Below are 19978 nucleotides of genomic sequence, written 5' to 3' on the forward strand. Positions count from 1 at the left end.
TATCTCCTCGTTACTTGATTGCCTGAGGATTGATCGGCGATCCGGCCGCGCCGGGCAAATGCATCGGCGGCGCCGCGAAAAAGAACTCATAGACCTTGTCCTGCGCGCAATCTTCCGCCAGTTCCTTCAGATAAAAGATCTCGCCCATGGAGATTCCGATGGCCGGGATCACCACCCAGTGCCACGGCTGGTTGGCCTCATTGGTCTCATTCGGACGGACCTCGCAGCCCCAGGTGTCGGTGCAGATCGCCGCGATATCCTTCTCGCGAATCCAGTAACAGGTTTCGAACGCCATGCCCGGCGCATCGCCACCGGCGTAACCCGACCAGTCCTTCTTCTTCAGGCAACGCTCCTGATGACCAGTGCGAACGATCACAAAATCGCCCTTGCGGATCTCCACACCCTGCTGTTTCGCGCAGGCATCCAGATCCGCATTGGTGATTGCATAACCATCATCGAGCGACTCGACGCCCTTGAACCGGGCGACATCGAGTAGCACGCCGCGGCCCGCCATCTTGTCGCGCACGTGCTCGATGCCGAGCTTCTTCGCGCCGCGCGCATCGACCAGCTTGGCATCGAAGCCGTTATACATCTTGTCATCGAGGAAGATGTGGCAGAGAGCATCCCACTGCGTCGAAGCCTGGCAAGGCATGTTGATTGCGTCGTCGGCGTAACGCAGATACGGCGAAGGAACGTCCTGGTTGCCGGCTGCGGCGTCAGTGCCGGTCGCCAGCATGGTGTGGATCGGATTCCAGCGGCCACCGAACAGTCCCGACTGAATCGGCTCCTTCAATGAAAGACCGAGCGCAAACACCTTCCCCTTTCTGATCAACTTGCCAGCGTTGACAACGTCTTCAGGGCTCACATTGTTGAGCGTCCCGATCTGGTCGTCGGCGCCCCAACGGCCCCAGTTCGAGAGCTTCTTGGCGGCTTCGTAAATAGCGGCTCTATCGACTTTCATGTTCCTGTTCCTTATTTTATTTATCGAATGATAATTTAATTGACGAGCGAAGGCCAGGGTAGCCTTTCCGGGCTACACCGAGCAGTAACGCTCCTTGATTTCGTCGTCGGCCAGCAACGCGGCTGCGGTCGCGTGATGGACAACGGACCCCTGGTCCAGCACATAGGCGCGATCGGCGATATCGAGTGCCAGCTCGACGTTTTGCTCAACCAGCAGAATCGTCGTGCCTTCCGACTTCATCTTGCGGAACAACTCGAACATCTCATCGACAAGCACCGGCATGATGCCCTCGGACGGTTCATCCAGCATGATGAGGTCGGGCTTCGAAATCATCGCGCGTGCAATCGCCAGCATCTGCTGTTCGCCGCCGGACATCGTGACGGCTTCCTGATCCAGACGCTCTGCCAGACGCGGAAAAATCTCGGCGATCTGCGCAATGCGGCGAACCTCTTCCTTCTTCTCCGGCGATGCAACGAGGCCAAGCCGAAGGTTCTCGCGCACGGTCAGCCCCTGCACAATGCGGCGCTCCTCCGGCACATACGCCAGACCGAGACCGAAGCGGACATGCGCGGGCTGGCCCAGGACTTCCTTGCCCTTGAACGTGACCGATCCCCGTGTCTTGTCGAGCAAGCCAATGATCGACTTCAGGGTCGTGGTCTTGCCCGCGCCGTTGCGGCCGATCAGGCAGACGATCTCGCCCTTGTTCACTTCAAGGCCGATGTCCTGCAGCACGTGGCTTGCGCCATACCAGGAGTTCAGATTTTCGACGCGCAACATCGCTTCAGTGCTCCCGCTGGCCAAGATAGACCCGCTTGACCTGCTCATTCTGGCGGACTTCGGTCGGAGTTCCCTGCGCAAGCAGTTCACCGTGGTGAAGCACGAGTACCCGGTCGCTGATCCCCATCACCAGCTTCATCTTGTGCTCGACCAGAATGACGGTACGCTCCTTCGACAGTTTGACGATCAGATCCATCATCACGCGGGTTTCTTCCGGGCTCATTCCCGCCGTCGGCTCGTCGAGCAGCAGCAGTCGCGGGTTGGCTGCCAGCGCCATCCCGATCTCAAGCGCACGCTGCTCGCCGTGCGCCAACTCCTTCGCCAGACGCTCGCGGCGATCCCAAAGGCCGACCAGCGCGAGCAGCGCATCCGCCTTTTCAATCAAACCGGGGAGCCTGGAACGCGGACGCCAGATATCGTAGCGGGACACAAAGGCCTGCAACCCGACGCGCACGTTCTCCCGGGTCGTCAGCAGTGGGAACACGTTCGTAATCTGGAACGACTTCGCGATGCCCATATGCGCGAATTCGTGCTGCGCGATGTTCGTCACATCGCGCCCCTCGAACTCGACCTTGCCGCTGGACGGAGGAAACGCGCCTGACAAGAGGTTGAAGTAGGTACTTTTGCCGGCGCCGTTCGGGCCGATGATGGATGTGATCGCATTGCGCGAAAACTCAGCGGAAATGTTGTTCAGGGCCACGAACTTCCCGAACGACTTGCTCACGCCGGTGGTGCGCAGGATGACCTGCGATGTATCTGTCGAAGTCGTCATTTGTTGATCCGCTTCAAGATCGTGCCCCAGATACCGGCCGGGAAAAACAGAACGCAGATCATGAACACTGCGCCAACGATCAATTGCCAATGGACAGTCCACAGCGACACCAGGTTCTCCAGCAACAGGAAAACAGCAGCGCCCACGAACGGACCGAAGAAAGTACCCATGCCGCCCAGCAGAGACATCATGACGACCATGCCTGAGGTCTCGATGTGCAGGATTTCAATCGGCACAATGGACAGATGCAACGCCATCAAGGCGCCGGCCAGTCCGCAGAACGCACCGGACAGGATGAACGTGATCAGCCGTGTCAGCGTCACGTTATAACCGGATGCCCGCGCCCGCGCCTCGTTCTCGCGAACAGCCTCGATCACAGCGCCGAACGGCGATGCAAGAATCCGCGATAGCACGAACAGCGCCATAATGACGAATGCCGCGACAACATAGTAGCGCGTCAGCGGATTGATAAAGTCGAACTTGTAGCCAAGGATATCGACCACGCGAACGTTGATCCCGCGCAAACCGTTTTCGCCGCCGGTCCAGTCCACCGCCTGATAGAATAGATAGAAGACACACTGCGACAGCGCCATCGTGACCATGGCGAAGTAGATTCCACGGGTGCGGATCGCCAGCGAACCGATCGCGGCGGCCATAACGGTGCCGCCGAGAACGCCCATTCCAATCGCGACATACCATGGCCACCCGAAATGAACGATGGCGATACCGCACAGATAGGAACCGGTGCCGAACAGCGCGGCGTGACCGAACGACAGCAGGCCAAGATATCCGAACAGCAGATTGAAGCCGACGGCATAGAGCCCGTAGATCAGGATGTTCACCGCCAGTGCCGTGAACGGCATCACCAGCGGAAACACCAGGACGAAAATGCTCGCCAGAATCGCGCGGTTGCGCTTGGCGAAATCGAACCAGCTTGCCGAAGCAACGGCCGGCTGGGTCAAGGTCTGAGAAATTTCATTCATCTCTTTAATACCCGCCTCAGCTCATAAGACCCGCACGGCCGAAGAAGCCTTGCGGACGGATGAGGAGAACAACTGCCATCAGGGCGAAAATCGAAACCTTGGCCATCTCGGGTGCGAACAGCGAGGTCATGCTGACGACCACACCAACCAGCAGACCGGCGATAACCGCGCCCCCGATCGATCCCATACCGCCGACGACCGTGACGACGAAGGCCTCGGCGAGGATGGTCGCTCCCATTTCGGGGATAACACCCTGCAAGGGTGCAGCAAGAAGCCCGGCCAGCGCGGCGATTCCCGAGCCGATGCCGAATACGAACAGCCAGACCCGCGCCACATTGACACCAAGCACACGAACGATCTGTGGATCGCGAGCGCCGGCGCGAATGATCAGACCGAAGCTTGTCCGCTCGAGGAAGAGCCATAGGCCAAGCAGAACGGCAGCCGCAATGCCGATCACGAACAGACGATACAGCGGGAAATATCCAACGCCGATATTCACTGCACCCTGAAGAAGCTCCGGAGTATCGAACGGGTAGCCGCTCTTGCCGAACGCGATGCGCACAAGTTCGACCATCACGTAGCTCAGACCGAACGTCAGGAGCAACGGGTAGTCGATGCCACGGCCATAGAGCGGACGGATCAGGAACCGCTCGACGACAAGCCCCATGGTTCCGACAATCAGCGGGACGGCAACCAGACACAGCCAGAAATTCCCTCCCAGCGAGAGAAGGAACAACCCGACATAAGCGCCGACCATATAAAAGGCACCATGCGCAAAGTTCACCACGGTCAGCATGCCGAAAATCAGCGACAAGCCGATGGCGAACAACACATAGATCGCGCCGAGCGCCAGCCCCGTGAAGAGTTGCAGGGCGATCAGATCAAAGCTCATGCCGGCCATAGATATCTCCAGGTGAGACGCGCGTCCGCGGCGGACGCGCGTCTGCTAGTTCACAGATCAGGACTTGTGGCCGAGCGCTTCGCAGGTGCGCAGGTTCTTTTCGCTTGGCTCTTCGGTCGCCAGCACGTTGAACACGTCGGAATCGCCCTTCTCCGGCTTCGACTTTGACTCGATAATGAGAACCGACTGCACGGCCTGGTGGTCGCACTTGCGATAGTATTCCGGGCCCTTGTAGTAATCGTACTTCAATGCCTCGACCGCGGCGATAACCTTGTCGGTATCGAGGCTTCCGGCCGCCTTCGCTCCCATCAGCAGCGTCTTGACGCCAGCATAGCCGAGCGCGCCGTAATCCGACGGCACCTTGCCGCCATGCATCTTGCGGAAACGATCATTGAACGCCTTTGCGGACGCGACCTTGTCTTCGATACCCCAGTAGTACGAGGTTCCACCGACAACGCCTTCGAACGCCTGTGCGCCGGCGGCAATCCGGCCGGTATAAAGCAGGATCGGCGCAACGATCTTCATGCTCTTCTTCATGCCGAAGTCGGTCGCCTGCTTCAGCGCGATCTGCTGATCGCGGCCGAAATTGCTGATGACGAGAATGTCCGGCTTCAGCGCCTGAATACGCGGCAGCAGCGCGGAGAAGTCCGTGGTGCCGAGCGGATGGCGGATATCGACAAGGCTCTCAATTCCGAATGCCTTTCCGGCTTCCTGGAAACCGCGCACCATTTCGTGGCCGTAGGCATAGTCAGCGGTGAGGAACGCGACCTTCTTGCCGAATTTCGAGAACGCATAGCGTCCAACAGCGCCGGCGGTCAGGTGTGGCGTGAGCGCCTCGTGGAACGTGTATTTGCTGAAGTCTTTCGCTTCGTTGATTTCGTCCGACTGGCTGATTGAATTGTAGATGATCCCGCGCTCCTTGGTGACGTTGTTCACCGCAAGCTGAACCGACGCCGACAGACTCCCGACGATGAAGTTGACCTTCTCCTTTTCGATCAGCTCGAGCGTGCGGGTTGCCGCTTCACCGGGATTGAGCTTGTCGTCGCGGACGAGCAGTTCGGCCTTGCGGCCATTAAGACCGCCGCCTTCGTTGAACTCGGCAATAGCGACTTCCGCCGCACGAACCTGATCCTGCGCTTCGGTGCCGTATGGTCCGGTCAATGGAACGGGAAATCCGACCTTGATGGTCGCTTCCTGCGCCTGGAGAAGATTGATACGAAACGGCGACGCCGCCAGAACAGCGCCGGCGCTGGCTGTAGTAAGCAGACGGCGACGCGAAATCGAGTTCGAACCAGTCGTTTTCTTGGCCATGTATTCCTCCGAGGTTGATATTGTTGTGACGTTGATCAGATGCGTCCGAGAGCGGTGAGAATAACGCGCGGAGTGAGCGGAATTTCGGCAACGGTGACATTGAACGGTGAAAGCGCGTCATTCACGGCGTTGGCAACAACAGCAGCCGCCGCTGCAGTCCCGGCTTCCCCGGCTCCCTTGGCACCGAGTTCGCTTTCCAGCGTCGGCGAGACGATATGCCCGACATCGATATCCGGCATTTCACCAGACATCGGTACCAGATAGTCCGCCATGTTCGCGTTGGTGAGCTGCCCGCGTTCATCATAGATGCAGTGCTCATAAAGCGCGGCACCAAGCCCCTGCACCACACCGCCGCGAATCTGTTCGTCCACAAGCTGCGGATTGATGATCGTTCCGCAGTCTTCCACCACCCAGTGCCTGAGCAACTTGATAAAGCCGGTCCGGGTATCGACCTCAAGCCACGATGCCTGAATGCCGTTTGTGAAGGCGAATGGGTACTCCCGCGGCACGAAATGGCGGGTCGCCATCAACTCCGGCTGGAAGCCCGGCGGCAAGGTATCAGGCCGGAAATAAACGATACGGGCGAGCTCGTGCAACTCAATGCGCGTCTGGGCCCCTTGAGCATCAACGACGGCGTTGCCGGCGATATCGAGATCTTCCGGCTTGGCTTGCAAGATAGCAGCTGCAACATCGAGAATGTTCTTGCGCAGGATCTTGGCCGCCTGCAGCGCGGCTTCGCCACCAATACCGGCACCACGCGACGCCCAGGTGCCACCGCCATAGGGCGTGTTATCGGTATCGCCGAGGATAACGCGCACGCGCTCCATCGACACGCCGAGCACGCTGCCGACGATCTGCGCAGTAAGAGACTCTGATCCCTGCCCCTGCTCAGTGATACTGGTCTGGCAAATCACGCGGCCAGTCGCGTCCAAACGGACCGCGACGCCGTCCTGCGATGAAATCCGCGCGCCGCCAACGCCATAAAATGCCGCGCTGGGGTTAGTCACTTCGATGAAACTGGCGATTCCGATGCCGCGATAGATACCCTGCTTGCGCAATTCCGCCTGCTCGGTCCGCAGTGCGTCGTAATTCATCATTGCGTACAGTTTGTCGAGGGACGCGTGATGAGAAAGCGCCTCGAACTTCAGGCCCGACGGGGAGCCGCACGGATAGGCATCGTCAGGGATCAGATTGCGCCGCCGAATCTCGAACGGATCCATCCCGATCCGTTGCGCCGCGAGATCGACAAGCCCTTCCGTGATCGAGCATGCAATCGGATGCCCGACGCCGCGATACTGACAGGTGACGTTCTTGTTCTGGAAAACCACCCGGGTCCGCGCCCTGTAGTTTTGCGTCGTGTACGGTCCGCCGACCAGATTGACAACCTGATTGGCTTCGATGGCACTGGTACGCGGATACATCGAATACGGGCCAATACCCGTAACATCATCGATCTCGAATGCGTTGATGGTTCCGTCTTTACTAACACCAATACGCGCCTTGCAGATGTGATCGCGAGCGTGAATATCCGTATTAAAGCTCTCGACCCGATCCGCAACGAACTTGATCGGACGACTAAGCAGCTTCGACAGCGCAAGAGTCGCCATCTCGTCGGCATAGATGTGGACCTTGATGCCGAACGATCCGCCGACATCTTTGCAGACAACCCGAACCTGCGCTTCATCAAGACCGAGGTGCTTGGCTGCGATGTTCTGCACCATATGCGGCGCCTGGGTGCCCAAATAAACCGTCAGACGTTCGTCGCCGCTGTTCCAGTCGGCAACGACAGCGCGCGGCTCCAGCGTGACTCCGGTGTGGCGGCCGAAAACAAACTCAGCCTCAACGACCTCATCCGAGTCCCTGAACGCCTGGTCGACAGCACCGGCATCGAGATTGCGCTCGAAAGCCAGATTATCGCCCAGGTCGGAATGAATCACCGGCGTACCGGGGTCGAGCGCCGTGCGCATGTCCGTCACAGGAACGAGCTCTTCATAATCCACCGAGACAAGTTCGGCGGCATCCTCGGCGAGCGCGCGGCTGGTCGCAATGATGGCGGCCACCGCTTCGCCCTGCCAGCAAGCCCGGTCGACGGCGATTGCATGCTGGGGCGCAGACTTCAGGCCCTTGAGATGTGACAGGACGCCAACCCATGGCGAGATGACCTTCGCGAGCTCCGCGCCGGTCACGATCGCGATCACGCCGGGCATCGCTTTCGCCTCGGTCGCGTCGATCTTCAGAATCTTGGCATGAGCATAGGGCGAGCGCAGAAACACGGCATGCGCCATGCGCGGCAGACTCATGTCGCTGACGTACTGGCCTCGCCCCCGCATCAGCCGGGCAAGATTCGGGCGGGGCACGGTCTTCCCGATATACGAATTCGGGCGATCAAGAACTGAAAGAGCGGGCTGCTTTTCGCGGCTATCGTTCATCACGCCCGCCCCGCACGTGCGCGCGCCGTCGCTTCCACGGCATCGACAATCGCATGATAGCCCGTGCAACGGCAGTAGTTACCGGACAGGTGTTCGCGAATTTGCTCGCGGTCGGCGTGCGGCTCATGGATCAGGATGTCCTGCGCAGCCATCAACATTCCGGGCGTGCAATAGCCGCACTGAAGGGCGTTCCGATCCTGGAAGGCAGCCTGCAAGTCGGAAATCTCGCCGCTATCCGACAACCCTTCGATCGTTTCGACCGACGCATTCTCGGCCTGCACTGCGAGCAGCAGACACGCGCGCACAATGTCGCCATTCACGCGAACTGTGCACGCACCGCAAACACCATGCTCGCAACCGACATGCGTCCCCGTGAGGGACAGATGCTCGCGCAGAAAGTCCGCCAAATTTAGCCGGGGAAGCACATGAGCAGAAACGCGCTCGCCGTTCACGGTCAGCGAGATGGGCATCAGATCAGTCATGCGAGCTTTCTCGTTTCGAGATCGGGCCGCCCGAGCAACGTCACGACACATTGCTCCATGAGCTGACGCGCCAGATAGCGGCGCATGGAAACCGAAGCCTGCTGATCCTCCTGCGGATCAAGCTCTTCATCGAGGGCAGCCTGTGCATCGGTAAGCATCGATGCCGTTACAGGCTTTCCGATGAGATGCTTTGATGCGCCTGCAAGCATCGGCTTGTCACCCACCGCAAAAAAGCCGAGCCTGAGATCCGTGAGCACGTCCCGCTCAAGGACCCCGGATGCCGCCAATCCCACGATGGCGTAGTCGCCCTTGCGACGCGCATATTCGTGAAAGAAGTGGACGGAGCTCGGAGTTGCGACAGGAACCTCGACAGCCACCAGCAATTCTTCCGGCGACAGCAACGTCTCGTAGATTCCCGTAAAGAAGTCGGCCGCCGGGATGCGGCGCTCATTACCCTTGCCCCGCACCACGATCGTTGCACCGAGCGCGATCGAGCATGCCGGCAGTTCCGATGCGGGATCGGCATGCGCAAGGCTGCCGCCGATGGTGCCTTTGTTGCGAATCGCAGGGTGCGCAACGTGCGCGATGGCCTCGGTCAGAAGCGGAGCGTGTTTTGCGATGTCCGGAGATTTCAACGTATCGACATGCCGGGTGAGCGCTCCGATTCTGAGAACGCCGCCGGATACCGAAATTCCGCGCAACTCGGCAATCGCGCCGATATCGACCAGCAGAGCCGGCGCCGACAGTCTGAGATTCAGGGCCGGCATCAAGCTCTGGCCGCCTGACAAAACCTTCGCCTGATCGCCGTGCAACGCAAGTATCTCTAATGCGTCGTCGACGCTTGAAGCACGCGTATAGCTGAAAGCCGAAGCTTTCATTCCGGCAACCTCCCTCACTCGCCACAATTTATGATGGGCTTGGATTTTATTAGAGGATGCCAGACATCAAAGGTCAAGCGTTGTTTATCGAACGATTATTTCGCGGTGATGAACAGGTCACGACACTGGCAATTGAAGAACCGTGCGATCCGCCGGTTCAGCACAGACCGGCGGGGCACGACAAATCAACGACAAGGTTACGGAATTCCAAACCGGGAAATGCTTTGAACGACCGTTATCGCGCTGCACAAATTTTCTAGCGGCGCCCCGCTGTCCGAACAACGCGCCGTCGCAATATCTGCTGCACACCAGCGCGTTTCTCAAAAACAAGACGCGAGCGCTCAGCCTCCATTTTGAGGATTTCGGCGAACAAGGCCGCCGCCGGAGACATCATCTTGCGCGCCGGCTCGATCAGAACGAACTCGGAATAAAACGGCGGATCATCGAGCGGCCTGACATCGAAGCGTCCCTCATCGAGGTCCGAAACCATCATCACGAACGGCAGAATCGCGACCCAGTCAGTTGCTGCGACAAATTGCAGCGTACCCATCATCGCGTCGAGTTCGAGCCGCTGCGCGACAGTAACGCCATTGGCGCTGAAGTATGTTTCGATATTGCGACGACGTGTATTCTGCAGGCCGGGCAATACCACCTTGAGCGGCCCGAGATCGGAAAGCTTGACCGGCTTTAGATTGTTTTTGGTCCGTTTTGCGCTGACAAACATCTCACGATCACGGGCAAGAAGGCGATGCGATATCCCGGTTGCGCCCTCAAACGCCGGCACGATGGCGAAATCCAATTCGCCCTTCAGGATCATGTCGGTCAAAACCCCCGAATAGGCCTCGATAACGCTGATCTCCGAGCCCGGGGCAGAAGCCAGAAACCTGTCGAGCGCGGGAGCAAGCAACGACCTGGTAAACGTCGGCATCAAGCCCACGCGGATCGCACCACGAACATGATTGACCGCGACACTTTGCTGCGCGGCCTCCAGTTTCTTCAGAACATCGACGCACTCGCGATAGTAAAGTTTCCCGGCCAACGTTGGTTCGACGTCACGCCCATTGCGTTCGAGCAACACCGCTCCAAGCTCGGACTCAAGCTGTTTGAGATGCTGCGAAATACCCGATTGGGTCGCACCCTCCCGTCTCGCGGCCGACGTGAACGAGCCCTCCTCATAGACCGCGACAAAGGACCTGATCTGGCGGAGTGAAACCATCCATCAACTTTCTTAATGTGAGAGAGTAAGAATAATCATTTTTCTAATAGCCCACAATCGCTACTCTTGCGTCCAATCACAAACCTTCTCGGGAAACGCGCAATGAAGCTGGGCTTTTTCACCATGCCGATCCATCCGCTGGATAAGGACTGGCGACAATCTCTGGCCGAGGACCGCGACGCATTCCTTCTCGCGGACGAGCTCGGATTCACGGAGGCTTATGTCGGAGAACACGTCACTGACAAGGCCGAAAACATTACATCCTGCGTGACGTTCCTGGCATGGATCGCTGCCGCGACCAAACAGATCAAGCTGGGTACGGGCACCGTCAACATGCCCAACACCCACCCTGCGACGGTCGCAGCCACCATCGCAATGCTCGACCACATGCTCGACGGCCGCTTCATTTTCGGCATCAGCCCCGGCGGACTTCTGTCCGACGCCGAACTGTTCGGCAATCTCGATTTCAACCGCAACGAGATGTTCCTCGAAGCAATCAATCAGGTGCTTGGCATCTGGTCGGGAGAGCCGCCCTACAACCTTCAGGGCAAGTACTGGACGGTGTCCACACAACGAACGCAGATCAAGGAAATCGGCCAGGGTTACATCCCTCGCCCGCTGCAACGGCCGCATCCGCCGATCGTCGTGACCGCGGTCGCACCGTTTTCCAAAGGCGTCACGGAGGCTGCAGTTCGCGGCTGGGACCCGATCTCGGCAAACTTCCTAATGCCCGCATGGGTCAAAAGCCACTGGCCGAAATACGTTGAAGGCTGCGAGCGCGGCGGGCGTCTTGCGGACGCTGCAAACTGGCGGGTCGCCAAGAGCGTGTTCGTGGCTGACGATGCCGCAACAGCCAAGGCCTATGCCACTGATCCGAACGGTCCTTATGTGAGCTATTATCGGTCGCTGTTCACCAAGCTGAAGAAAAACGGGCGCATCGAGCTGTTCAAGACGCGCCGCGATCAGCCGGACGACGAGGTGACCCTTGAGATGATCTGCGACAAGCTGATCATCTCCGGCACGCCGGACAGTGTTGCCGATCAGCTTCTTGCTTTTCAGGAGGAGGTCGGCACATTCGGAACGCTGCTCTATGCCGGCAAGGACTGGAAAGACCGCCAACTCGGGCGCAGGTCCATGATCCTTGCGGCGGAGAAAGTCCTGCCGCTGGTGAACGCAGGTTCGCCGAAGCAGGCCAGAGCCGCAGAGTAATTGGTAAAGCAGGTATCTCCATTGACCCTCACTGATCGCGTTCCCTATCAGGCTCTCATCGATCGCCCCAAACTTGTTCTTCCTGGCGACAAGAAGCTGGCAGTCTGGATCATCTTGAATGTCGAGGAATGGCGGATCGAAAATGCGATGCCGCGCACGGTTCTCAGCCCGCCGATGGGTCAGCCGCTGCTCCCCGATGTGCCGAACTGGGCGTGGCATGAATACGGAATGCGCGCGGGCTTCTGGCGCCAGTTGAAAGCGCTGACCGACCGAAACATTCCGGGCACGCTGGCAATCAACGGCAACGTCTGCACATCGTATCCGCGTGTCGCGGCCGCGGCACGCGATGCCGGTTTCGAGTTCATGGGGCACGGCTTCCTGCAAGGGCCGATGCACAAGCTCGACAATCAGGGCGACGCCATCAAGCGCGCCGTGGACACTATCGCAAAATTCGCCGGCAAGGCGCCACGATCGTGGGAAAGCCCTGGATTGACGGAAACCAACGACACGCTCGATCTTCTCCGGCTGAACGGGATCGAATACGTCGCGGATTGGGTCATCGACGATCTGCCGCAGGACATTGAGACCCCGCACGGCCCGATCACCACGATTCCTTACACTGTCGAAACCAATGACATTGTCGTCCACGCGCTGCAGCACATGGCGTCGGACCAGTTCATGCGCCGGTGTATCGACCAGTTCGACCGGCTTTATCTCGAAGGCGCCGAGAATGCCCGTGTGATGGCTATCTCGATTCATCCCTACATCACAGGCGTTCCGCACCGCATCAAGTATCTTGAGCAACTGCTCGACTATGTGATCGGCCACGACGGCGTCGCCTTGATGACCGCGAGCGAAATCGGCGACTGGTATCGCGGCCAGATGGCCAAAGTTTAAAATCGTGACTGGAGTGCAGACATGATCCGAGCCGCCGTTGTCGGACTGGGATGGTGGGGACAGACCATTGCCAGCAATCTTTCAAGCAGCGAGGTCATCAAACCGGTACTGGGCATCGATCCGCTGGAGCCCATGCGCGCGAAGGGTTCCGCATTAGGACTCGAGACATCCGCTCGCTTCGAGGATGCGCTGGCACGCTCCGATATTGACGCCGTTATCCTCTGCACTCCGCAGGATCGCCACGCCGCACAGATAGAGGCCGCAGCCAAATCCGGCCGTCATGTGTTTTGCGAAAAGCCGCTTTGCACGACGGGAGCCGATGCAGAGCGCGCCATAGCCGCTGTCACAAAGGCGAAAGTCCAGCTCGGTATCGGGCACGAGCGGCGTTTCGAACCGGCCGTCATCGAAATGCGCAAGCGTTTCGCAGACGGCGAGTTCGGCAAAGCGCTCGTCCTGGAGGGAAATTTCAGTCAGGACAAGTTCCTTAATCTGCCGCCGGACAACTGGCGTCTGTCGAATACGGAGAATCCCGTTGGCCCACTGTCGGCGACCGGTATTCATCTGGTCGATCTTTCGATCGCGATCCTTGGAAAGCCCACCCATGTCTGGGCGCGGCTCGGCACGCTCGGCAGCCATTTCGCAAACGGGGACACGCTCTCAATCACCATCGGCTTCGAGAACCGCACGACGGCTACGCTGAACGCGGTCCTTGCAACACCCTTCATGGGCCGTCTGGCGCTGCTGGGATCAAAGGGCTGGATGGAAATCCGCGACCGGACCCATCCGGAAAATCCGACGGGCTGGGATGTCACGCGCGTCCAGCGCGATCGCTCACCGGAAACCGCTTACTATCAGCCTCACCCCGCGGTGCGGGACAACCTCGAAGCTTTCGGGCGCGCTGCGCTTGGCGGGAGCCCATATCCCGTCACACATGAAGAAATGCTGATGAACGTTCGGGCGTTCGAGGCAATTCAGCGATCAGTCGCCAGCGGCGGCATTGAACCGGTTTGACTTCACAGACGGCCGCTTGGCGCTATTGCCGGACACGCGCGTGAATCCGGCCAGGTATCCATCAATCGCATTGGCGATCATTTCTTCTTTTTCCTGAAGCGGCTCCATCTCATAGATGTACCTTCGGACGCCGTAATAGAAGATACCGCCATGGAAGACCCACGCCATTTCGATCTCGGATGCCGTCGGCTTGGCCTGCGCAGGCAAACCCGCCTCGAACCTGACCTCCTTGATGATGCGCGTGAGGATTTTGTCGCGAACGACGCCGACATACCAGCGGTTGATGTCGAGACCTTTAAGGCCCGAGAACAGATAGATCCTCAGCCACTTCCGCGAAAAGATCACATTGGTATAGGTTTCGTAGAACTGCACCAGACGTTCGCGAATGGGGCGCGACCGGTTGGTGAGGAGCTTCTCCCAGCCGGTGTCGAGCGGCTCGAGATAGACCTTGCGATAGACTTCCTTGATCAGTTCTTCCTTGCTCGGGAAATAGCGATAGAGCAACGGCTGGGTCACACCCAGCCGGCGCGCGAGTTCACGCGTACCGCCGTTGAATCCCTCCTCGGAAAAGAACTCAGTAGCCTTGCGGACGAATTCCTGACGCCGGTCTTCGGGAGACAGGCGCTTCTGTTTGACGCGCGCAACCGATGGTGACGGTTTCTTTTTCATAAGACCCGCTGGGATTATGCCCCAGGAACAAAGTGACCAAAACTTCCGCGTGCAAACAGCAGCGGCTCTGCCCGGTTGTAATCGTAAGCCTCGACCGCACCAAGGAAAATAACGTGGTCGCCCCCGTAATAGCGGTCGGCACTACGACACTGAAAGGTTGCCACCGCATCCGCAAGGACCGGCGCATCCCCCAACCCGGGCTTCCATGAGACCCCAGCGAATTTGTCCTCGGCGCGCGTGGCAAATTGTTTCGCCAACTCCTGCTGCGACGCCCCCAGCACGTTGACCGCAAAATGGCTCGCGTTCTGAAAGATGCTCATGCTTGGCGAATAGGTCACCAGACTCCACAGCACGAGTGGCGGGTTGAGCGAAACCGACGCGAACGAATTGCAGGTCAAGCCTGCCTGCTTGCCGTCCGGCGTCGCCGCCGTGATGACAGTAACGCCGGTCGCATAAGCCCCCAGCGCGTTCCGGAAATCGCGCGGATCAATCGATGAACTGTCGCTCGAAAGCTCGTTCCTGAAGTCGGCCGGATTCTGCGAAGCAGCAACCATGACCCGCACCTCTTAAAGGGTCAGATTTTCGGACGGCAGATCAAGCGCGACGCGGCCGTAGTTGGTTCCGGATGCATCGAAGCTAAACGCAATGTGTGCATTAATCGCATGGGCATCGCGGAATTGCCGCTGCAGAGCGCCAGTCGTGTAAAGGCCCCGCGCGCCGCTCGCCGAAAACAATGTGGAAACCGCTTCGGTGCACAGATTGACCGCATATGCGCCGTCGCGCCGGTATCTGGTTTTCTCCGAAAGGTCGGGGACGACGCCGCGACGGGCGTCGGACATCGCCTCAATGCAGGTCCGGCGCATGATCAGACGCGCTGCATCAACCTTTGCAGACGCCTCAGCGATCTTGATCTGTGTTGTCTGCAGATCACCCAGTTTCGCGCGGTTGTAGGTCGAGGCGCGATGCTTGGCGATCCCGACGTAATCATCAAGGCAGGCCTGGGCATTACCCAGGCCTGCTCCCGAGAGAACGAACGGAAACAGTGAAAAGACTGGCAAGGCGTAAAGCGCACCGGGATTCACTGCGCTTCCGGGTGTCGCTCCACCACCAACGTCCCTGACCGCAAGGGTCATGTAATCCGGGACAAATACATCCTTGGCTTCGACATCGTTGGATCCAGTCCCCTTGAGGCCGGTCGAACTCCATGTGTCGAGAATCTTGTAGTCAGACTGCTTCAGCAAGAAGATCCGGTATTCCACACCATCCGCATCATCATCGGACGACACGATGCCTGCCAGCATGTTCCAGCTGCTGGAATCGACGCCCGATGAGAACGGCCAACGGCCTGACAGGGTATACCCACCGGCGACCTTCGTGGCGCGGCCGGCAGGGAATACGAACGACGATGCAATCAGGGCATCGACATTCTCGTTCCAGATCAGGTCCTGCGCACGCACATCGAACATACCCAGCATCCAGTGATGGCTGGCCAGATTCGCGAGATTCCACGCAACCGACGCATCGGCAAGTGCGACGACGTCCGCGAAATCCACCAGCGCCACGTAATCGAGCTCGGAGCCACCCACCCGCTTGGGCTGAAGAATCCTGAACAGGCCGGCTTCATGAAGCTCTCGCTCGGTTTGCGGAGGAAGGCGCCGCATTTCCTCCGTCTTTGCAGCACGCTCCCGCAATTTCGGAACCAGCGCGTGCGCACGCTCCAGCATCTCCGAATATGCATCATCCTGACCGTTTGAACGACGGTCCAGACCAAGCTTATGAACGGTACCCGACATGCTCGCCTCCCTAAAACTATCGCGCCGATGCTTTCCTCGGAGCATTCGGCTTGATATGCGGACGATCGAGATAGAGCGAAGCCTTCAGTCCTTCGTCATCCTGCGTCGCAAATTCGGACAACAGTTTCATCTCCGGAATCCGCGACCGGTCCAGCGTGTTCACATCCGGCCAGTCGATCTCGACCAGATTGCCGGCGGGATCACGCAGGTACATCTGAACACACCCGTCGGGGAGCTCGTTGACGGAATTGCGAAACGCCGAGGAATCGAGCGCTCCGATAGCCTTCGCTTTCTCATAAGCCGCATGAAAGTCGTCCACATCGAGCGCAAAGTGCTGATACACTGGGACGCTATCCTCAAGTTCAAACAGGTGCAGTTGAAGATCACCGCAACGCAGATACTTGGTTTTGAAGCCGAAATTATAGGTCGGGATCAACTCCATGCCCAGCACGGTCTGATAGAAGCGGGCGGACTCTTCGAGGTTCTTCGCGCCGATGGAAAGGTGGTTGAAACCAAGGACTTTCATGCCTGCTCTCCCGTAAACTGATTGATGCTTTTTATTTTATCACCTGATAAATAACGCAACGTCGCCGGAATTGCAAGCACGGCTCTGCGCAGTGCGCCGCACAAAGCGTGAAGCGCGCCAATCCGTCCTGCAAAATTTCGAATTTCCTGATGCGAAGCGGGCCTTTAGGCTCCTCGCGGTAGCCTAATCTGGCCTGCCCAGCGCTCGCAGTATCTGCGCGCGCGACGAACGCGGGCGATGAATTCCGCACAATGCTGCCTGCAAATCCTGGACGCGTTCTGCGTTGCTGTCGGCGCGGCTGCCATCTGCATTCATGAAGCTGTTCTCGAAACCGATCCTGCAATGCCCGCCCATGGCTGCGGCCGCAACCAGCGACGCTGTCTCAGACGCACCAAAAGCGCAAACCCACCAGTCGAACCGCTCGGTACCCCCGTTGTCGCGAACTTTCGCAACGAACGGTGCGAGTTCAGCGGGATCGCTTTCCTGCGCGACAGCATAGCGGCCAAGCGGGAAGATAACGGAGTGCCGGCGACCGGGGATGATCCCGCGTTTCATTAGATCGAGCAGATGATCAAATTCATTCGCAGCATAAACGATGTGCTGGACTGCAATCTTCTGCTCATGGGCCCATCGGTAGAGATCCGCAGCAGCGGCTTCCGCGCTCGCGTCCGGGATCAACTCCTTGGTCGCAATGCTCACAGCCTCGGGACGAACGGCCCGAACCACCGCGATCTGCTCATCGGGCCTGAACATGCCGACTGCCTCGGTTGTGATCTGGATAACGAATTCCGGACCAACGAGCCGCCGCACCGCTTCGGTCGCAGCCAGATAGCGTGACGCATCAAGCGTATGACGCCCGTCCGCATCGCGAACGTGCATATGAACAGCCTGCGCACCGGCTGTCTTGCACGCCAGCGCATCCGCTGCGATCGCTTCGGCTGTCAGGGGTAGATTGTGATGTTCCGCATGGCCTTTGCGTGCGCCGTTCGGCGCAACCATGATTGTCAGATCGGCCATGCCGTACCTTTCGAAGATACTTAAGCTCAAGGATGAGAGGAAGCGCCGACGGCTCTACGGCTTGAGCGTCTTCCGGTCAATTCCATGCATGGTTTCCAGCACGGCACAAACCGCAGCGGTGTCCTGCTCCCGGCGCCCGAGCGCCGAGCCAGCGTGATAAACTTGCGACGCCGCCGCATAAACCGGTAAGGCACAGTCGAGACCGGCCGCAAAGGCGTCGATGATTGCAATATCCTTAAGCTGCATGCGGATCGTTGCAGTCGGTTCATCATAACGCTCGTCGCGCATCAGCGGACCGCGCATCTGGAACATGCGGGATGTACCTGCGCTATCCGCCAGCGTATCGTAGACAATCGCGGGGTCAATTCCGGCCTTGATGCCCAGAACCATCGCCTCAGCCGCCGCGACGTTGTGGATCGTCACCAGATGGTTGGCGATATACTTCATGATACTCCCGCGCCCGAACGGCCCCAGATAATGCTGCACGCGGGACATGCCGGCAAAAACCGGAGCGCAGCGTTCAAAAGCCGCCTTGTCACCGCTGCCCAGGATCACAAGGTCCTTTGCGACCGCCTGAGCCCCTGTGCCGCTGATCGGACAGTCGAGAAGCACCTTGCCGCTCTTCTTCATGACATCGAACGCAGCCTGCTTGATATCCAGCGGCAACGTGGAGCACTCGATGACAATCTGCCCGGTGCCTGTCGCATTGGCGACGCCATCGGCGCCGCCAATGACTTCGGTCAACGCTTCGGCTTTCGGCAAGGACATGATGGTGATCGGCGCCGCTTCGGCAACCGCGCGCGGAGAAGCCAGCGCCTGCCCTCCCAGCGAATTCAGGCGCGCGGAGGCCGCGGGCACGGGATCATATCCAACGACGGTAAAGCCTGACTCGCGCAGGTTACGCGCCATTGCGGTGCCCATAATCCCGATACCGACGATACCAACAGTTTGATTCATTCTGCGCGCCTCTCGTTAACAGCAGGAGTGATGCGCGCAATATCAGCAAGGGTCTTGATCTGACAACAGCAAACTCTCACCAGGCGATCATCATGCTCACGACGCCGCGGCCTCGTTGAGGATCCATGAACGGAAAGCCGATATCCGCGGATCGTCAGCCCTGTTTTCTGCACCAACCAGCCAGTAAGAAGTCGCGCTGCAGCTTCCCAAACCTCGACAAGATCACGGGAAGCCAGGCGACACAGCAGCAGCCGGCTCACCGAAGCGTTCGCCGGGCTTTTTCTTCAAGCAGCCTGACCATGACAAGAAGCGCCCGATTGGTTGGCGTCGGAATCGAAAGCTCCTCGCCCCTCCGCACGACATATCCGTTCAGATAGTCAATTTCGGTTTTCTTGCCGCGCGCTAGATCCTGAGCCGTGGATGAGCATTGGTTTGGCATCGAGTTGGCCAGTGCCAGAACGGTTTCACTGATGTCTCCCGGCACGGCAACGCCCAGGGCCGATGCGACCGCCGTGCATTCCGCGACGACGCTCCTGACAACTTCAGTTACACCGCTGACCTCGAACAACTGCCCATAAGGCAACTGCGCCACCGCCGACAGCGCATTGTACGCACAGTTCGTGATCAGCTTGATCCAGAGTTCATCGATAACCTTGTCAGAGACCACAGTAGGTACGCCAGCCTGTGTGAAGGTTGCAGCGAGATCAGTGCTTGATGGAGAGGCCCCTACAATCAATTCGCCCCTGCCATGATGCTTGACGTGACCTGGTCCAGCCATTTCAGCCGCCACGTAGACGATCGCAGGCACGGCAATCTGATCGACCGTCGTTTGCAGGCGGTCCGCGTTGTCGACGCCGTTCTGCAGGCACAAGATCACCGCACCCCGCTTCAGATGCGGAGCGATCAGCCGTCCGGCAGCTTCCGTATCAGCCGATTTCACGCAGAACAGAACGACATCCGCGCCCGCAACACCGATGGCGTCAGTCGTCGCGGCAACCTGCACGTGGTCCTTGAAATCACGATGTTCGAGTAACAGACCGTGCTGCTTGACTGCCTCCACATGCTGGGACCGACCTATCAAGGTCACGACATGCCCCGCCCTAGCAAGCATCGCGCCGAAATAGCAACCGACGGCTCCGGCGCCCATCACTGCGACTTTCATGCTTCGCCTCGAACCCGTTAACACCGC

The 19978-nt window shown here is 58.9% G+C and carries 21 protein-coding genes; 4 read left to right on the forward strand and 17 right to left on the reverse strand.

What is annotated here, in order from left to right:
• Positions 1 to 10: 10 nt before the first annotated feature.
• The 9 genes from AC1Q67_RS05575 to AC1Q67_RS05615 form a co-directional block, all read right to left on the reverse strand.
• Positions 11 to 961 (reverse strand): cyclase family protein, encoded by a 951-nt coding sequence (locus tag AC1Q67_RS05575; protein WP_492234879.1) that lies wholly within the window; start codon positions 959 to 961, stop codon positions 11 to 13.
• Between the two features lie 72 nt (positions 962 to 1033).
• Complete coding sequence (locus AC1Q67_RS05580) at positions 1034 to 1738, reverse strand: ABC transporter ATP-binding protein (protein WP_024576479.1); 705 nt, start codon at positions 1736 to 1738, stop codon at positions 1034 to 1036.
• Positions 1739 to 1742: 4 nt separating this feature from the next.
• Positions 1743 to 2510: an ABC transporter ATP-binding protein gene (locus AC1Q67_RS05585; protein ID WP_492234878.1), complete on the reverse strand. Its 768-nt coding sequence runs from the start codon at positions 2508 to 2510 to the stop codon at positions 1743 to 1745.
• A complete protein-coding gene (locus tag AC1Q67_RS05590) occupies positions 2507 to 3493 on the reverse strand; it encodes a branched-chain amino acid ABC transporter permease (RefSeq protein WP_492234877.1) in 987 nt (328 codons plus the stop codon). Before AC1Q67_RS05590 ends, AC1Q67_RS05585 begins: the two co-directional genes overlap by 4 nt.
• Positions 3494 to 3509: 16 nt before the next feature.
• A complete protein-coding gene (locus AC1Q67_RS05595) occupies positions 3510 to 4385 on the reverse strand; it encodes a branched-chain amino acid ABC transporter permease (RefSeq protein WP_492235701.1) in 876 nt (291 codons plus the stop codon).
• Between the two features lie 66 nt (positions 4386 to 4451).
• On the reverse strand, positions 4452 to 5705 hold the full coding sequence (locus tag AC1Q67_RS05600) for an ABC transporter substrate-binding protein (protein WP_492234876.1): 1254 nt from the start codon (positions 5703 to 5705) through the stop codon (positions 4452 to 4454).
• 35 nt (positions 5706 to 5740) lie between these two features.
• The gene (locus tag AC1Q67_RS05605; RefSeq protein WP_492234875.1) at positions 5741 to 8134 is read right to left on the reverse strand and encodes a xanthine dehydrogenase family protein molybdopterin-binding subunit; all 2394 of its coding nucleotides are present in this window, start codon (positions 8132 to 8134) and stop codon (positions 5741 to 5743) included.
• Positions 8134 to 8616 carry a (2Fe-2S)-binding protein gene (locus tag AC1Q67_RS05610; RefSeq protein WP_492234874.1) on the reverse strand — a complete coding sequence of 161 codons (483 nt, stop codon included), beginning with the start codon at positions 8614 to 8616 and terminating at the stop codon, positions 8134 to 8136. The genes AC1Q67_RS05605 and AC1Q67_RS05610 overlap by 1 nt, the downstream gene beginning before the upstream one ends.
• Complete coding sequence (locus AC1Q67_RS05615) at positions 8613 to 9494, reverse strand: FAD binding domain-containing protein (RefSeq protein WP_492234873.1); 882 nt, start codon at positions 9492 to 9494, stop codon at positions 8613 to 8615. Before AC1Q67_RS05615 ends, AC1Q67_RS05610 begins: the two co-directional genes overlap by 4 nt.
• A 56-nt stretch (positions 9495 to 9550) precedes the next feature.
• Between AC1Q67_RS05615 and AC1Q67_RS05620 the strand changes: the two genes are divergently transcribed.
• Entirely contained in the window at positions 9551 to 9754 is a 204-nt protein-coding gene (locus tag AC1Q67_RS05620) for a hypothetical protein (protein WP_492234872.1), read from the forward strand.
• On the opposite strand, the gene AC1Q67_RS05625 is transcribed toward AC1Q67_RS05620, so the two are convergent.
• Positions 9751 to 10710 carry a LysR family transcriptional regulator gene (locus AC1Q67_RS05625; RefSeq protein ID WP_492234871.1) on the reverse strand — a complete coding sequence of 320 codons (960 nt, stop codon included), beginning with the start codon at positions 10708 to 10710 and terminating at the stop codon, positions 9751 to 9753. The genes AC1Q67_RS05620 and AC1Q67_RS05625 overlap by 4 nt on opposite strands.
• A 102-nt stretch (positions 10711 to 10812) precedes the next feature.
• Here AC1Q67_RS05625 and AC1Q67_RS05630 point away from each other — a divergent pair, with 102 nt between their 5' ends.
• The 3 genes from AC1Q67_RS05630 to AC1Q67_RS05640 are packed head-to-tail and all read left to right on the forward strand — an operon-like array spanning position 10813 to position 13827.
• Entirely contained in the window at positions 10813 to 11919 is a 1107-nt protein-coding gene (locus AC1Q67_RS05630) for an LLM class flavin-dependent oxidoreductase (protein WP_492234870.1), read from the forward strand.
• A gap of 21 nt (positions 11920 to 11940) precedes the next feature.
• Complete coding sequence (locus tag AC1Q67_RS05635) at positions 11941 to 12816, forward strand: polysaccharide deacetylase family protein (RefSeq protein ID WP_492234869.1); 876 nt, start codon at positions 11941 to 11943, stop codon at positions 12814 to 12816.
• A gap of 21 nt (positions 12817 to 12837) precedes the next feature.
• Positions 12838 to 13827 (forward strand): Gfo/Idh/MocA family protein, encoded by a 990-nt coding sequence (locus AC1Q67_RS05640; RefSeq protein ID WP_492234868.1) that lies wholly within the window; start codon positions 12838 to 12840, stop codon positions 13825 to 13827.
• Here AC1Q67_RS05640 and AC1Q67_RS05645 read toward each other — a convergent pair.
• The 7 genes from AC1Q67_RS05645 to AC1Q67_RS05675 all read right to left on the reverse strand — a co-directional run bounded on the left by AC1Q67_RS05645 (position 13795) and on the right by AC1Q67_RS05675 (position 19951).
• Entirely contained in the window at positions 13795 to 14496 is a 702-nt protein-coding gene (locus tag AC1Q67_RS05645; RefSeq protein WP_024578211.1) for a TetR/AcrR family transcriptional regulator, read from the reverse strand. The two genes, AC1Q67_RS05640 and AC1Q67_RS05645, sit on opposite strands and share 33 nt — an antisense overlap.
• 14 nt (positions 14497 to 14510) lie before the next feature.
• Complete coding sequence (locus AC1Q67_RS05650; RefSeq protein WP_492234867.1) at positions 14511 to 15050, reverse strand: flavin reductase family protein; 540 nt, start codon at positions 15048 to 15050, stop codon at positions 14511 to 14513.
• Between the two features lie 12 nt (positions 15051 to 15062).
• On the reverse strand, positions 15063 to 16220 hold the full coding sequence (locus tag AC1Q67_RS05655) for an acyl-CoA dehydrogenase family protein (RefSeq protein WP_492235700.1): 1158 nt from the start codon (positions 16218 to 16220) through the stop codon (positions 15063 to 15065).
• Between the two features lie 85 nt (positions 16221 to 16305).
• A complete protein-coding gene (locus AC1Q67_RS05660; protein ID WP_024576494.1) occupies positions 16306 to 16815 on the reverse strand; it encodes a VOC family protein in 510 nt (169 codons plus the stop codon).
• Between the two features lie 183 nt (positions 16816 to 16998).
• Entirely contained in the window at positions 16999 to 17832 is an 834-nt protein-coding gene (locus tag AC1Q67_RS05665; RefSeq protein WP_492234866.1) for a beta-keto acid cleavage family enzyme, read from the reverse strand.
• Between the two features lie 54 nt (positions 17833 to 17886).
• On the reverse strand, positions 17887 to 18789 hold the full coding sequence (locus tag AC1Q67_RS05670; protein WP_492234865.1) for an NAD(P)-dependent oxidoreductase: 903 nt from the start codon (positions 18787 to 18789) through the stop codon (positions 17887 to 17889).
• A 256-nt stretch (positions 18790 to 19045) separates the two neighbouring features.
• On the reverse strand, positions 19046 to 19951 hold the full coding sequence (locus tag AC1Q67_RS05675; protein WP_492234864.1) for a ketopantoate reductase family protein: 906 nt from the start codon (positions 19949 to 19951) through the stop codon (positions 19046 to 19048).
• Between the last annotated feature and the right edge of the window lie 27 nt (positions 19952 to 19978).

It is taken from the genome of Afipia sp. GW823-FHT06G09 (assembly GCF_058794875.1).

What these genes read in the sequence shown, in the direction of transcription:
- AC1Q67_RS05575 (WP_492234879.1), bottom strand. Translation starts at nt 961, where the DNA reads ATGAAAGTCGATAGAGCCGCTATTTACGAAGCCGCCAAGAAGCTCTCG.
- AC1Q67_RS05580 (WP_024576479.1), bottom strand. Translation starts at nt 1,738, where the DNA reads ATGTTGCGCGTCGAAAATCTGAACTCCTGGTATGGCGCAAGCCACGTG.
- AC1Q67_RS05585 (WP_492234878.1), bottom strand. Translation starts at nt 2,510, where the DNA reads ATGACGACTTCGACAGATACATCGCAGGTCATCCTGCGCACCACCGGC.
- AC1Q67_RS05590 (WP_492234877.1), bottom strand. Translation starts at nt 3,493, where the DNA reads ATGAATGAAATTTCTCAGACCTTGACCCAGCCGGCCGTTGCTTCGGCA.
- AC1Q67_RS05595 (WP_492235701.1), bottom strand. Translation starts at nt 4,385, where the DNA reads ATGAGCTTTGATCTGATCGCCCTGCAACTCTTCACGGGGCTGGCGCTC.
- AC1Q67_RS05600 (WP_492234876.1), bottom strand. Translation starts at nt 5,705, where the DNA reads ATGGCCAAGAAAACGACTGGTTCGAACTCGATTTCGCGTCGCCGTCTG.
- AC1Q67_RS05605 (WP_492234875.1), bottom strand. Translation starts at nt 8,134, where the DNA reads ATGAACGATAGCCGCGAAAAGCAGCCCGCTCTTTCAGTTCTTGATCGC.
- AC1Q67_RS05610 (WP_492234874.1), bottom strand. Translation starts at nt 8,616, where the DNA reads ATGACTGATCTGATGCCCATCTCGCTGACCGTGAACGGCGAGCGCGTT.
- AC1Q67_RS05615 (WP_492234873.1), bottom strand. Translation starts at nt 9,494, where the DNA reads ATGAAAGCTTCGGCTTTCAGCTATACGCGTGCTTCAAGCGTCGACGAC.
- AC1Q67_RS05620 (WP_492234872.1), top strand. Translation starts at nt 9,551, where the DNA reads ATGCCAGACATCAAAGGTCAAGCGTTGTTTATCGAACGATTATTTCGC.
- AC1Q67_RS05625 (WP_492234871.1), bottom strand. Translation starts at nt 10,710, where the DNA reads ATGGTTTCACTCCGCCAGATCAGGTCCTTTGTCGCGGTCTATGAGGAG.
- AC1Q67_RS05630 (WP_492234870.1), top strand. Translation starts at nt 10,813, where the DNA reads ATGAAGCTGGGCTTTTTCACCATGCCGATCCATCCGCTGGATAAGGAC.
- AC1Q67_RS05640 (WP_492234868.1), top strand. Translation starts at nt 12,838, where the DNA reads ATGATCCGAGCCGCCGTTGTCGGACTGGGATGGTGGGGACAGACCATT.
- AC1Q67_RS05645 (WP_024578211.1), bottom strand. Translation starts at nt 14,496, where the DNA reads ATGAAAAAGAAACCGTCACCATCGGTTGCGCGCGTCAAACAGAAGCGC.
- AC1Q67_RS05650 (WP_492234867.1), bottom strand. Translation starts at nt 15,050, where the DNA reads ATGGTTGCTGCTTCGCAGAATCCGGCCGACTTCAGGAACGAGCTTTCG.
- AC1Q67_RS05655 (WP_492235700.1), bottom strand. Translation starts at nt 16,220, where the DNA reads ATGCTGGAGCGTGCGCACGCGCTGGTTCCGAAATTGCGGGAGCGTGCT.
- AC1Q67_RS05660 (WP_024576494.1), bottom strand. Translation starts at nt 16,815, where the DNA reads ATGAAAGTCCTTGGTTTCAACCACCTTTCCATCGGCGCGAAGAACCTC.
- AC1Q67_RS05665 (WP_492234866.1), bottom strand. Translation starts at nt 17,832, where the DNA reads ATGGCCGATCTGACAATCATGGTTGCGCCGAACGGCGCACGCAAAGGC.
- AC1Q67_RS05670 (WP_492234865.1), bottom strand. Translation starts at nt 18,789, where the DNA reads ATGAATCAAACTGTTGGTATCGTCGGTATCGGGATTATGGGCACCGCA.
- AC1Q67_RS05675 (WP_492234864.1), bottom strand. Translation starts at nt 19,951, where the DNA reads ATGAAAGTCGCAGTGATGGGCGCCGGAGCCGTCGGTTGCTATTTCGGC.